The organism is Paenibacillus sp. CFBP 13594, assembly GCF_014842675.1.
Lineage (GTDB): Bacteria > Bacillota > Bacilli > Paenibacillales > Paenibacillaceae > Paenibacillus > Paenibacillus amylolyticus_B.
In genome coordinates this window covers 540,986-553,719 of sequence record NZ_JACYVQ010000003.1, presented here as the reverse complement: position 1 = coordinate 553,719, position 12,734 = coordinate 540,986, and the positions used below count along the sequence as shown (strand labels likewise).

The window sequence follows — 12,734 nt, the reverse complement described above, 5'->3', positions numbered from 1 at the left end:
TCAGTGTTTGCCACCAAACCAATGATGAACGCCTCCACCATGCGAGAGTTACTCAAAAGTTACAGTCTCGCTTTGATTGTTCCAACTTATTTTAAAGGTAATCGGGTCTTTCGTTTTCTCCGCCTCAGTAACCGTACCCGACATACTGAACGGAACCTCTTGCTCTTCCAGCGCTTTCCCCTGTTGGTCTATATTACTGCCGGTAAGGTCAAACACAAAATCCTTTATACGCTTTTCATCACCTATATAAGTAATACTATAGTTCCCTGTTGATCTCTGAAGAGACACATCCCAGTTATCGCTCTTTCCGTGTAGCCTATCATCCGCACTACAAGCTGAGACAATAGATAAAAGTAATATAGTACAAAGAATCAATGGCAATTTAAATAATTTCATAAAATCCCTCCAATATAATAAAATAACCATAAATTGAAAAATCAATCTCGAAAAACGGCTGATAAACCAATTGGCTAGATTATCAGATCAGAGCTAAGCGAGGTTACGTGTGAAAAATCATGTATGTGTTACCTATCTTGTATATCTATCGATGTCATCGATCGCAGATTCGTGCTCTCTTCTATGATAGTCTTCATGCTGACGGACATCGTTCTTTAACTTCGCTAAGAATCCCCAGCCCATAAAGGCAAGTAACAGCACCGTAATCAGTGCATAAGCAAAGCTATATAGATTCATGAAAAAGTTGATAAATATTGTAGCGAGCATCAAGCCCAGAATCCATAATGTCCACTTCGTACCCTTTTTCAAAATCATTTCCTCCTCAAATAGTTCCTAATAAACCTTCTATGTATCCCTGTACATACGAAATCATAGAAACAAGGTTTCAATCTCAGGGCTCCAAATCTACATTTAGAGCGATTCCCAAATCATTTATAAGCATCAGTTCCCAGAGAAACATCTAATGTGCCAGACATCCCTTGAGCAGAAGAGGTACTCACATAATACCAACCCGTCGACAACGCTTTGTCACTATAATATGTATGCTCTTTTCCATCTGCCGGGACACTGCCAGACGTTATCTCGGTTCCACTAGTAGATCTTTCATTGATCGTAAATGTGAAGCGTTTCGAACCCCTGTTTTTAAAACTCACTTTCACATAACTAAATCCTGCCGGAATATTAAACCGATGCGTATTTGTAGTACCTGCGAAATCCTCATTATTGATTACTGTTAATGGAGTTGATGGAGTACTTCTAGGTTCGGTTGCTAATCTCCCTTCAGAATTAGAAGTGAAATTATAAATTAAGATAATAACAGCAATAGAAACCAAAACTGCTAATATCATTTTTCTAATATGTTTCATGATATATGCCCTCCATATCTCTTGATACTAATTTTGATTATGCAAATACTCAACAACACAAAAACCACTCCCTAATAATTTCCAAGAAGTGGTTTTTGTATTATTTATAATTTGTATCAGTGACTGCTTCACCAATTCTCGTCACATCGTAACTAGAATCCACTCCGCCAGGCACATGATGCTTTAAAGGTTTTTACACCTTTATTACATCATGCCGCCCATTCCACCCATACCGCCCATGTCAGGCATTCCGCCACCAGCACCTGCAGGTTCTGGTTTGTCAGCGATAACTGCTTCAGTAGTCAAGAACATTGCTGCTACGGAAGCCGCGTTTTGCAATGCATAACGAGTTACTTTCGCAGGGTCAACGATACCAGCTTCGATCATGTTAACCCACTCGCCAGTTGCAGCGTTGAAGCCGATGCCTGTTTGTTCTTTTTTCAGACGTTCCACGATTACTGAACCTTCTTCGCCAGCGTTAGCTGCGATTGTGCGGATTGGTGCTTCCAAAGCACGCAGGACGATGTTTACGCCTGTTTGCTCGTCACCGGACAGAGCTACAGCCGCAACCGCGCTATATACGTTCATGAGCGCTGTACCACCACCGGATACGATACCTTCTTCAACCGCAGCGCGAGTTGCGTTCAGGGCATCTTCGATGCGAAGTTTGCGTTCTTTCAATTCTGTTTCAGTAGCCGCACCAACTTTGATTACTGCTACACCGCCGGACAATTTAGCCAGACGCTCTTGCAGTTTCTCTTTGTCGAACTCGGAAGTTGTTTCTTCCAGTTGTGTACGGATTTGGCTAACACGTGCATCGATATCGGATTTGTTACCAGCACCGTCAACGATGATTGTGTTTTCTTTTGTTACACGGATTTGACGAGCTGTACCCAGTTGTTCCACAACAGCGGATTTCAGGTCCAGTCCCAGTTCTTCCGTGATCAATTGGCCACCAGTGAGGGCAGCGATGTCTTGCAGCATTGCTTTACGACGGTCACCAAATCCTGGAGCTTTAACAGCTACAGCATTGAATGTACCACGCAATTTGTTCACAACCAGCATAGCCAGTGCTTCGCCTTCGATATCTTCAGCGATCAATACCAGCGGTTTGCCTTGTTGAACGATTTTCTCAAGCAATGGCAAGATATCTTGCGTGCTGGAGATTTTTTTGTCTGTGATCAAGATGTACGGATTGTCCAAAACAGCTTCCATTTTGTCCGTATCAGTGATCATGTAAGGAGAGATGTATCCACGGTCGAATTGCATACCTTCAACCACTTCAAGCTCTGTAGCGAATCCTTTGGATTCTTCTACTGTGATTACGCCATCTTTACCTACTTTTTCCATAGCTTCAGCGATCAGTTCGCCTACTTCTTCGTCAGCTGCAGAGATTGCTGCAACTTGTGCGATGGATTGTTTGGAATCGATTGGTTTGGAGATGGATTGCAATTCAGCAACCGCAGCTTTAACCGCTTTGTCGATCCCTTTACGGATACCGATTGGGCTAGCGCCTGCAGTTACGTTTTTCAGACCTTCTGTGATCAGCGCTTGCGCCAATACAGTTGCTGTTGTAGTACCGTCACCGGCAACATCGTTGGTTTTTGTTGCTACTTCTTTAACCAGTTGTGCACCCATGTTCTCGAATGCATCTTCCAGTTCGATTTCTTTAGCAATGGTTACACCATCGTTAGTGATGAGCGGGCTTCCGAATTTTTTCTCCAGAACCACGTTACGACCTTTAGGACCGAGTGTTACTTTTACTGCATTAGCCAATGCGTCCACACCACGAAGCATGGAGCGACGAGCGTCTTCACTGAATTTAATGTCTTTAGCCATGTTAAGAAAACCTCCCTAGTTTTTGTTGGAAAATGGTCGTGCTATGTCGTGCTATATGGTTCGGTTATCCGATTAAATTTGAATTAGTCGAGAATCGCGTGAATATCGCTCTCTTTCATAATCAAATATTCTTTACCTTCGAATTTGATTTCTGTACCGGCATATTTGGAGAAAATAACGCGATCTCCTTCTTTCACTTCCAGAGCTACACGTACGCCGTCTTTCAATACTCCAGCACCAACTGCAATGATTCTACCCTCTTGCGGTTTTTCTTTGGCGGAGTCCGGGAGTACGATCCCGAAAGAAGTTGTTTGTTCTTGCTCCAGTGGTTCTACCAATACGCGTTCACCTAAAGGTCTGATCATGAAAAATAGCCTCCTTTTGAAATTATATAACGTTACATTGTAGGTTGTAGCCATATGTATTAGCACTCGACAGTGTTCAGTGCTAACAACCAACTTTATGATACTCAACTTGAAGCATGATTTCAAGTCCTTTTGACGAATTCCTGCGAGAATTTACGTTGAATTTACACAAACATAGCCAAATTACACCCGCTGTGCCTGGTTCTATGTTGCAATTCACTAATCTTATTCTACGAAATTGTTTAACCCTTCTGCAACGTTAACAGACAGTCCCTTCCCCATTGTATCCATTGTTGAACATAATATGCCTGCTTGTCCTTGCTTACAGGGGAACAATCTACAACAATAGCCCGGATAAGAACAGACCGTCTTTTCCGGGCACATTACAAATCATCCTCATCCACACACATACCAGTCATACACCAGCAATGAATGAGATATCCTCTGTTCCATTTTCATATCAACTTATGTTCTAGCCCACATGTTTCTTATCCTCGGCACGAACGTAACGGGATTCGATCTCTTCATCGGCTGCAAGCTGCTTGCGATATACGATTGCGGATAATAACACACTGATCTCATATAACAGGAGCAAAGGAATCATCACCAGCAGATCAGATATAAAGTCTGGAGGTGTAATAACCACTGCAATGAAGATCAGAACAAAATAAGCAACTCTGCGCATCTTGCGAAGGCGAATTGGATTCAGAATCCGCAGTCCTGTCAGAAACATAATAAGTAAAGGAAGTTCAAATAACAGGGACACAGGCAGCACAATGCCAAACAGGAAGCTGAAATACTGCTTCATCCCGTAGGTCTCCACAAGCCCCATCTTCTCCGTTATCGCTGTTGTGAAGGCAAGTGCCATTGGAAAAATAACATAATACGAGAAAGCCATTCCTGTCAGAAATAAGAGAAACACATAGGGCACATACTTCAGCGTCGCTTTTCGTTCGCGCGGCTTTAGCCCTGGACTAACAAACTTCCAGATCTGATACACCGTAAATGGAAGTGTAATTATAAGTGAAAACAGCCCTGCAATCTTCATGTAGATGCCAATCCCGTCCCAAAACGAGAAGGCATGCAATACAAAACCTTTTGCCGACTCTGCCTTGGTCAGATATTGGTATACCGGGTCCGCCACAAAAAATCCTGCAATCAGTCCCAGCACAAAAATACTTAATACGTAGATCAGCCGCTTCCGCAGCTCACTCAGATGTTCCGTAATCGACATTTCTTCCATTTGCTGCGTCATGCATGCCCCCCATTATTGCCAGCTTAAAATACAAAACCCTTCCGGCAGGAAGGGATTTCTCTTTCATTGCCGTCAAGATTATTCCGGCAGGCGTTTATCAGCAGGCTTGTCTGCAGGTGTGCTCTCAGCTGCCAGCGGTTTCGCCTTCTCCTGCTCTTTGCGATTGGACGAGTCATCCTCAGAGATAATCTCGCGAGCGCCTTCTTTAAATTCACGGAAGGTACGCCCAACTGCACGTCCCAGTTCCGGAAGTTTGTTGGGTCCAAACAACAACAATGCAATCACGGCCAGCAAAATAAAACCCGTTGGTCCAATGGAACTTAACATTGATAATCCTCCTCGTCTCAAGCTTCGAAGATGCGCATACTCGGCCAGATGTTCATAGATGTCTCTGCTGCGTTCTTAATTTAAGCCCATCATACCATAGATGTAACCACTTACATAACCCGCAAAATTCACAAATAAGAGATGTCACTAGAACAATCTAACAACAGTCATGGCTAATCGGATATCTTGCCCCAGAGTCCATGCTCGATTATTGCTTGAACTGACCCGTAACCATCAGCAGCGCTTCCGGAAGCTGATCCATAATGGCAGCCAGATGTTCGTGCACACCCTTTGGTGTACCTGGCAGATTAACAATCAGCGTACGTCCACGAATGCCACATACCCCACGGAACAGCATTGCAGAACGGTTTTTGCTCATTACACTGTACCGCATGGCCTCTGCCATCCCGGGAACTTCCCGCTCAATTACGCGCCGGGTCGCTTCCGGAGTAATATCACGAATGGCCAGCTCCGTTCCACCGGTAGTCAGTACCAGATCGGCGTGAAAATAATCCGTCATCTCAATCAAAGCCGCAATAATCTCATCGGGTTCATCCGGAACGATACGGTACTCCACGATTTGACCACCCAGCTCTTCTTCCACCAGCTCCCGAATGACTTGTGCACTCGTATCCTCACGTTCCCCGCGGGCTCCTTTGTCACTGGCTGTCAGGATTGCTGTTCTCCACACCATAAAGATCACCCTTCTCCTCTATGAAAATAAATATTGCCTATCGGCTGTAATCACCGTTTTTGCCACCACTCTTGGAATTCAACATGGTTGGACCGATAATCATATCTTTTTGCATGGCCTTGCACATGTCATAGACCGTCAGTGCTGCAGCTGAGGCAGCCGTGAGCGCCTCCATCTCAACACCCGTTTTGCCTTCGGTTTTGACAGTAACTTCAATGTGTAATTCATCCACTCCATTATCATGAAAACGAATATCCACACCCGTCAGTGCCAGCGGATGGCACATCGGAATCCAATCCGACGTTTTCTTCGCGCCTTGAATCCCGGCAATCTGAGCCACAGCCAGAACATCACCTTTGCCGATTCGGCCCTCCCGAATCGCTTCCAGTGTATCTGGATTCATCGTCACTTTCGTTACGGCCACAGCCGTACGTACGGTAATTTCCTTACCTGAAATATCAACCATCCGGGCCCGCCCCTGTTCATTAAAATGGGTCAGTTTTCCACCCGAAGCCTGGCCGTTGTTCACTTCTGAACTCAATCACATCACAACCCTTTATTCGATATGTAATATACCTTCGGTTGTTATCAACAGATCAATCCGCAGATCGAGCAGGTCCATCGGGATATCCTCTTGTAACTGACCCGGCAATACCATCGCAGCCATCAACGGTTTCTTGCCCGTCATCACACATGTTGCTGCAAGCGTCTCGGCAAAACGATCATAATAACCGCCACCATAACCAATACGCCCGCCATGGAGATCATAACCAAGTCCCGGTACCAATATGAGATCGATATCCGGCCAATCATCAGGCGTCAGGACTTCACAGGAATCCTTGGGTTCCGGTATCCCCCATATGCCTGGCTCCAGATCTTGTTCTCCGGCCACCCGCCGTAACTCCATTCGAGGTGGATTCGCCAAGACTTTTGGTGCAAACATCACATCTCCATGATTCCAGCCCTCTTGAAACAGAAAAGCTGTGGATGCTTCGCTTCCATAGGACAAATAACTGAATATGACGAGTGGTTTGTTCACAACCTTGCTCTTGGCCTGTCTAAGGCGCTCCAGCTCCCGCTTCACTCCAGCGTTAATCTTAGTCATCGCCTGCTGATGCATGCTTGCATCCATCAGATCACGGCTCTGTCTCAGTCTGGATCGAAGCTGACTTTTCAGTTCCGCATGATCCTGCATATCCTTGAATAACCTCCTGTTGATAGGGAAGGTAGAAAAAAGCTCTCATTAAAAAAATTTATATGTTATGACCAGTTGTCATCTTGTTGAAAGGGTTAAAATGATTCATTTTCTGCAAAATCCTCATGTATTAACATGCCTTCTTTCAGTTTATCATTGATTGATCAAAAAGACTACATACCCCATGCGTTCCCAATCGGTGCAATTGCTCTGTATTTCATGTAAACTGGGATATAGTTGTCATATCAAGAACTGGACCTATGGAGGAACTTAATTTTATGCTGCTGCAAGTATCCGGAATTATCAAACGTTTTGGTGTCGATCCAATCCTGGACGGCGTGAACTTACAAATATTAGAACGCGAGCGCATCGGCCTCGTTGGCGTAAACGGTGCAGGGAAATCCACTTTGCTCAAAATTGTAGCCGGTGAAATGTCCTATGATGGAGGACAGATTTTCAAGTCCAAAGAAACAACGCTCGGTTACCTCGCTCAGAACAGCGGGCTGCAATCCGATCGCAGCATCTGGGAAGAAATGATGAACGTCTTCGCTCACCTGACACAAGCTGAAGCTGATTTGCGTCAGATGGAACGCGATATTGCCGACCCTGCCCAGATGGAAGATGAGAAAAAGTATGCTGACCTGCTGGAACGTTATGCGAAACGCTCCGATTGGTTCAAGGACCATGGCGGTTATGAGATGGAAACCCGCATTCGCAGCGTACTGCACGGGATGGGATTCGGCGAATTTTCGCCAGACACCCCCATTGCAACTCTGAGCGGCGGGCAGAAGACACGCCTTGCCCTTGCTCGTATTTTGCTTCAGGCACCTGATCTGCTCATGCTGGACGAGCCTACCAACTATCTCGACATCGCCACCCTTACATGGTTGGAAGATTATCTGAGAGGTTATTCAGGCGCACTGCTCGTGGTATCCCATGACCGGTACTTCCTTGATCGACTCGTAACAACCATCGTTGAGATCGAACGTCACCGCTCCAAAAAATATACGGGAAATTACAGTCGTTATATGGAGCTCAAAGCTGCCGAGTATGAAACTCAGATGAAGCAATATGAGAAACAACAGGGTGAAATCTCCAAGATGGAAGATTTTGTCCAGAAAAACATTGTACGTGCTTCGACGACCAAACGGGCGCAAAGCCGGCGCAAAGCCCTCGACAAAATGGAGCGGCTTGATAAACCGATGGGAGATCTGAAAAAAGCCCATTTTTCCTTCGAAACTGCCGTGATGTCAGGCAAGGAAGTGCTTCGAGTGGATCAGCTGTCCGTCGCTTATGACGAGGCTTCTCCATTGTTCCGCAACGTATCCTTCGATCTGCGGCGTGGGGAAACGGTTGCTCTGATTGGTCCAAACGGTATAGGTAAATCCACCATGCTGAAGTGCCTCACTGGAAGTTTACGTCCGGTGACCGGGGAGATCCAATGGGGAACAAAAGTGCAGATCGGCTATTATGATCAGGAACAGACTGGGCTCAATCCGTCCAACACGGTTCTGGAAGAACTGTGGAGTGCCTATCCCGGGATGGAAGAAGCACGCATTCGGACCGTACTGGGGAACTTTTTGTTCAGCGGTGACGATGTGCTCAAGAAAATCTCCTCCCTCAGCGGCGGTGAGAAAGCACGTGTCTCTCTCTCCAAGCTGATGCTGAAGGAAGCCAACATGCTCATTCTGGATGAGCCTACGAACCATCTCGACCTGTTTGCCAAAGAAGTGCTGGAAGCGGCATTAATGGATTATGAAGGCACCCTGCTATTCATCTCCCATGACCGGTACTTCCTCAACAAAATGGCTGAACGCATTGTCGAGCTTCATCCAGGTGGAACGGAACACTATCTCGGAAATTATGATGATTATGTGGAGAAAAAACAGGAGCTTGAGGACATCGCACGTGAAGCTGCTGAAGCACGTCAGGCTTCATCCAAGAACTCGTCCAAATCCGATCTGAACACAGCCACAACCGAAAAATCCGGAGCGGCTTCATTCGAAGCGGAAAAACAGGCGAAGCGTGAAGAGCGTAACCGGCAACGCAAGCAGGAAGCTCTGGAACAACAGATTGCGGAGTTGGAAACGAAGATTACCGAACTTGAGACACAGATGGCTCTGCCTGAAATCTATCAGGATTATATGAAGCTGCAAGAACTCCAGCAACAATCGGAGGAACACAAAGCAGAACTCACCAAGGCATACGAGGACTGGGAAGAACTAGCTATGGAATAGTACGAATAGTACAGACTCAGATCATGGCTTGATCGGCTCTATGCAAGTATAGTTGTACCACCGGCTGATTCCTTATTGGGATCAGCTTTTGTTTGTTGAGGATGAGTATTAAAGCTATGCACCTTATGTTCTTTATGTTCCTTGAGATTGAACTCTAACATACGGAGGTTAGGGAGCTGTTTTGACTTTTGTCAAATTTACTCGAATGAAGAGAAATATTTTTATCCATCTGCCCCTCACACTTATCCACAAGAAAGCAAGATAGCAAGCACATTAATAAGCTTAATTATACAGCGGTAGAATAGCCTTTTACACACAAAAACCATATTTATCCACCAAGTTATCCACTTTATCCACAACTTTGTGGATAGTAAAGAGTCATTCTATCCCCTAAACCCTTTTCCTTTCGAAAACTATACTGGTTTGGCTTTATCCTAGTTACCCACAATTTTCACTGGATATGTGGATAACTATAGTCACACCTTGACAAATGCATCCTTCCACTCCTCAATGTTCCTCCATAATAAGACAAAAGCAGACCTTTGTCATTCAAGGCCTGCCCGTCATTTATTTACTATATGCCATGCATATTTACATCAAATCGCAATTGCTACTATTGCCGCTGTAGATGCGATCTGGCAAAGATGTTTTACGCATGTGCTTCTTGTTCATGCTGTTCGGAAGACTCCGCCTTAAGCCCAGCAGCATTACAAGCCGCTACATAAGCCAAACCGGCAGCCATGACGATATCATTATGTGTTGCTGTTCCCCGGAACTCACGTCCTGCACGCTCCACGGTAACTACAGCTTCTGCACTTGCACCCTCTCCACCACTCAAGGCATGCATCTCCATATCTACAAATGCAATATCATCGGAAATACTTTGACCAATCGCACGGATGGTTGCATCCACGGGTCCACCGCCAACAGCAGAGTAAGAATGTTCTCCAGCGCTTGTGCGAATGCGAACGGCGGCCATTCGATCCGTCATACTGCCCGCCGTCACCTGTAATTCAACCAGTTCATAGTCCTGTGCAGGAATATTCATGGTCTGGCTAACCATCTGTAATAACTGGTCGTCACTGACCACTTTTTGCTGGTCTGCGGTTTCTTTAAATACCTCATACAATTGCTCCATCTGTTGCTCATCCGGCTCAAAACCATATTTGCGAACCCGGTCCTTCAGAGCGTGACGACCGGAGTGTTTGCCCAGAATAATCATGCTGCGTGGGATACCCAGCGCTTCCGGGTCCATAATCTCATAGGTGCTCCGATTCTTCAGCAGACCATCCTGATGGATGCCGGATTCATGCTGGAATGCATTACGTCCTACCACTGGCTTGTTGTACGCAATCGGGAAGTGCATCGCACGGCTGATCTGACGTGAAGTCTCATACAGCTGATTCAGCTTAATGTTCGTCGTTGCACCAATTGCGTCTCCCCGAGTCTCCAGCGCCATAATCAGCTCTTCCAGTGCACAGTTCCCCGTCCGTTCTCCGATACCATTGATGGTCACTTCAATCTGGGTAGCCCCATTGGCAATCGCAGCCAAACTATTGGCTACGGCCAGGCCCAGATCATTGTGACAGTGAGCACTATAACGAACCTGATCGCCGCCTCTTGCACCCTCACGCACCCGGCGGAACATCTCGCCATACTCATGTGGCAGGGCATAACCGACCGTATCCGGCAGATTGATAATGCTCGCTCCAGCTTCAATGGCGACTTCAACCATTTCAATCAAATCGTCCATCTTGGTACGGGCAGCGTCCATGGCTGTGAACTCTACGATGTCCGTGAACTGGCGTGCATAAGATACCATCTCACGAGCGGTAGCCACCACTTCACTGCGCGGACGGCGCAGTTGATGCTCAATATGAATATCCGAGGAGGAGATAAACAGGTGAATTCGGCGCCGTGCTGCATCCGCTGTTGCTTGAACTGCTGCATCGATATCACCTTTGACCGCACGTGCGAATCCACAGATCTCCACGTTCTGCAACTGTCTCGAAATCGCCTGAACCGCCGCGAACTCACCTGGACTGGAGATCGGGAATCCAGGCTCAATGACGTCGATACCCAGAGAAGCCAGTTGGTGTGCCAGTTCAATCTTTTGCTCGGGTTGCAGACTTGCCCCTGGTGCCTGTTCTCCATCACGCAGCGTTGTATCAAAAATTTCAATCATGCGTTTGTTATTAGTTGTTGTCATATCCATCAACCTCCATCAAATTTTTATAAATAGTTTCGTTACGATCCACGTGCCACAAGAACACCCGCTAATCGCCGAGTTGTTATATATTTTGTTTGTAAATGCGTATGTTGTTTGTAGCTTAGTCCTGAGTGATCATTAAAGCCTGATGAATGTTTAGTGCCTATACTTGTTGTTCAATGTTCATTACTCGTTCGTTGTATATCCCGCTTACCCTCATGACAGAGTGTACGTCGACTTACACCCTGATCCTCTGACTTTTCAATCCCCATATAGTTCTTCCCATGCCCACCCTGCTGCCGGCAGCAAACACAAATAACCCGCCATCTCATATAAGAGACGGCGGGTTATTATCCCCTCCGCGGTACCACTCTCGCTTGATGGGCCAGGCTTGCGCCGGACTCCATCCACCTCGTCGTCTCCGATCCGCTGGATGTGCGTACACGCACGACACCAATGGAATTCGGAGAAACACCCTATAACGGGGGTTAACCGTTGCTGTGTAACACATGTTGTTGTCCATCAGGACAACTGGACGATTGATATCGTCCCCACGCTTCCACAACTCCGTTCCCGGGCGAGATTCGAATGATTCCAGCCACTGCGTCGCACCACCCCGCAGCTCTCTGAGCGCTTTATCGTTCTACTGCTCCCGTTCATCACATTTATAATATGACCTAACTTCATTCATCTTTATTTTGAAAATCAAAAAAAGCCTGCCACCTCATGCAATAATGCAAGAGACGACAGGCTGTTCACCTTCGCGGTACCACTCTTGTTGACTTCCTTCCTGTTCATTCAAGACAACCCATGAATGCTTTCGCATATCCGGATCACTTGAAGCAGCCTGAAAGCCCCCTCAGTTATTGTCAGTTGATCCTTCTAATAACGGTCCTACCGACAACGGCCCATTCACGGAGGCAACCCGTAACCATGTACTTTGGGCCATGATTGGCCTTCGGATTCTCCCAGGGAGTCACCGTGTTCCATCGTTCCGCTTCCAGGTGAGTTTCAGGTTTCCTTCGACTGCGTTGCACCATACCGCAGCTCTCTAAGACCGGGATTGACCTTACTATTCCTGTTCATCGCGTTTATCAGTTCAGGAAAATAACTTCCTGTTTAAATTTGTAACTAATATACATTCTTCACATGCAGGCTGTCAACTCTTAATCTCAAACAGCCTGTTTATATAAACTATAAGTGCGTGTTCAAAAAGATCGGTTTTCAGTACCGAGAAGATGGGATGAAGCTAGAAATGGAGTAGCGGAGCGTAGTCAAAACTACGTGAGCA

Annotated in this window: 12 protein-coding genes and 1 other annotated feature; of the genes, 1 reads left to right on the top strand and 11 read right to left on the bottom strand. The window is 46.2% G+C overall.

Annotation, left to right across the window (positions count from 1 at the left end):
* Nucleotides 1-48: 48 nt before the first annotated feature.
* From IFU39_RS13280 to IFU39_RS13235, 10 genes are all read right to left on the bottom strand, one after another.
* Nucleotides 49-396 carry a hypothetical protein gene (locus IFU39_RS13280; RefSeq protein WP_105597682.1) on the bottom strand — a complete coding sequence of 116 codons (348 nt, stop codon included), beginning with the start codon at nt 394-396 and terminating at the stop codon, nt 49-51.
* A gap of 132 nt (nt 397-528) precedes the next feature.
* Nucleotides 529-771 carry a hypothetical protein gene (locus tag IFU39_RS13275; RefSeq protein WP_223199867.1) on the bottom strand — a complete coding sequence of 81 codons (243 nt, stop codon included), beginning with the start codon at nt 769-771 and terminating at the stop codon, nt 529-531.
* Nucleotides 772-884: 113 nt separating this feature from the next.
* Nucleotides 885-1,322: a hypothetical protein gene (locus IFU39_RS13270; RefSeq protein WP_105597680.1), complete on the bottom strand. Its 438-nt coding sequence runs from the start codon at nt 1,320-1,322 to the stop codon at nt 885-887.
* A gap of 204 nt (nt 1,323-1,526) precedes the next feature.
* Nucleotides 1,527-3,161, bottom strand: a complete 1,635-nt coding sequence (groL, locus tag IFU39_RS13265; RefSeq protein WP_036611259.1) for a chaperonin GroEL — start codon at nt 3,159-3,161, stop codon at nt 1,527-1,529.
* Between the two features lie 83 nt (nt 3,162-3,244).
* Nucleotides 3,245-3,526 (bottom strand): co-chaperone GroES, encoded by a 282-nt coding sequence (gene groES, locus IFU39_RS13260; protein ID WP_017690077.1) that lies wholly within the window; start codon nt 3,524-3,526, stop codon nt 3,245-3,247.
* Nucleotides 3,527-3,998: 472 nt separating this feature from the next.
* Complete coding sequence (tatC, locus tag IFU39_RS13255; RefSeq protein ID WP_192133095.1) at nt 3,999-4,781, bottom strand: twin-arginine translocase subunit TatC; 783 nt, start codon at nt 4,779-4,781, stop codon at nt 3,999-4,001.
* Between the two features lie 78 nt (nt 4,782-4,859).
* A complete protein-coding gene (gene tatA / locus IFU39_RS13250) occupies nt 4,860-5,108 on the bottom strand; it encodes a twin-arginine translocase TatA/TatE family subunit (RefSeq protein WP_036611264.1) in 249 nt (82 codons plus the stop codon).
* 208 nt (nt 5,109-5,316) lie between these two features.
* Nucleotides 5,317-5,802, bottom strand: coding sequence for a MogA/MoaB family molybdenum cofactor biosynthesis protein (locus tag IFU39_RS13245; protein WP_017690080.1), 486 nt, complete (start codon nt 5,800-5,802; stop codon nt 5,317-5,319).
* Nucleotides 5,803-5,839: 37 nt separating this feature from the next.
* Nucleotides 5,840-6,331 (bottom strand): cyclic pyranopterin monophosphate synthase MoaC, encoded by a 492-nt coding sequence (gene moaC / locus IFU39_RS13240; RefSeq protein ID WP_306068493.1) that lies wholly within the window; start codon nt 6,329-6,331, stop codon nt 5,840-5,842.
* Between the two features lie 27 nt (nt 6,332-6,358).
* Nucleotides 6,359-6,997: a 5-formyltetrahydrofolate cyclo-ligase gene (locus tag IFU39_RS13235; protein WP_192133093.1), complete on the bottom strand. Its 639-nt coding sequence runs from the start codon at nt 6,995-6,997 to the stop codon at nt 6,359-6,361.
* A 278-nt stretch (nt 6,998-7,275) separates the two neighbouring features.
* Here IFU39_RS13235 and IFU39_RS13230 point away from each other — a divergent pair, with 278 nt between their 5' ends.
* Nucleotides 7,276-9,234 carry an ABC-F family ATP-binding cassette domain-containing protein gene (locus tag IFU39_RS13230; RefSeq protein WP_091015391.1) on the top strand — a complete coding sequence of 653 codons (1,959 nt, stop codon included), beginning with the start codon at nt 7,276-7,278 and terminating at the stop codon, nt 9,232-9,234.
* A gap of 649 nt (nt 9,235-9,883) precedes the next feature.
* Here IFU39_RS13230 and IFU39_RS13225 read toward each other — a convergent pair.
* Nucleotides 9,884-11,443: a 2-isopropylmalate synthase gene (locus IFU39_RS13225; protein WP_192133091.1), complete on the bottom strand. Its 1,560-nt coding sequence runs from the start codon at nt 11,441-11,443 to the stop codon at nt 9,884-9,886.
* A 332-nt stretch (nt 11,444-11,775) separates the two neighbouring features.
* Nucleotides 11,776-12,112 (bottom strand) — a binding site (T-box leader).
* Nucleotides 12,113-12,734 lie beyond the last annotated feature (622 nt).

Coding starts and splice junctions, on each gene's coding strand:
- IFU39_RS13280 (WP_105597682.1), bottom strand. CDS start 396: ATGAAATTATTTAAATTGCCATTGATTCTTTGTACTATATTACTTTTA.
- IFU39_RS13275 (WP_223199867.1), bottom strand. CDS start 771: ATGATTTTGAAAAAGGGTACGAAGTGGACATTATGGATTCTGGGCTTG.
- IFU39_RS13270 (WP_105597680.1), bottom strand. CDS start 1,322: ATGAAACATATTAGAAAAATGATATTAGCAGTTTTGGTTTCTATTGCT.
- groL (WP_036611259.1), bottom strand. CDS start 3,161: ATGGCTAAAGACATTAAATTCAGTGAAGACGCTCGTCGCTCCATGCTT.
- groES (WP_017690077.1), bottom strand. CDS start 3,526: ATGATCAGACCTTTAGGTGAACGCGTATTGGTAGAACCACTGGAGCAA.
- tatC (WP_192133095.1), bottom strand. CDS start 4,781: ATGACGCAGCAAATGGAAGAAATGTCGATTACGGAACATCTGAGTGAG.
- tatA (WP_036611264.1), bottom strand. CDS start 5,108: ATGTTAAGTTCCATTGGACCAACGGGTTTTATTTTGCTGGCCGTGATT.
- IFU39_RS13245 (WP_017690080.1), bottom strand. CDS start 5,802: ATGGTGTGGAGAACAGCAATCCTGACAGCCAGTGACAAAGGAGCCCGC.
- IFU39_RS13235 (WP_192133093.1), bottom strand. CDS start 6,997: ATGCAGGATCATGCGGAACTGAAAAGTCAGCTTCGATCCAGACTGAGA.
- IFU39_RS13230 (WP_091015391.1), top strand. CDS start 7,276: ATGCTGCTGCAAGTATCCGGAATTATCAAACGTTTTGGTGTCGATCCA.
- IFU39_RS13225 (WP_192133091.1), bottom strand. CDS start 11,443: ATGACAACAACTAATAACAAACGCATGATTGAAATTTTTGATACAACG.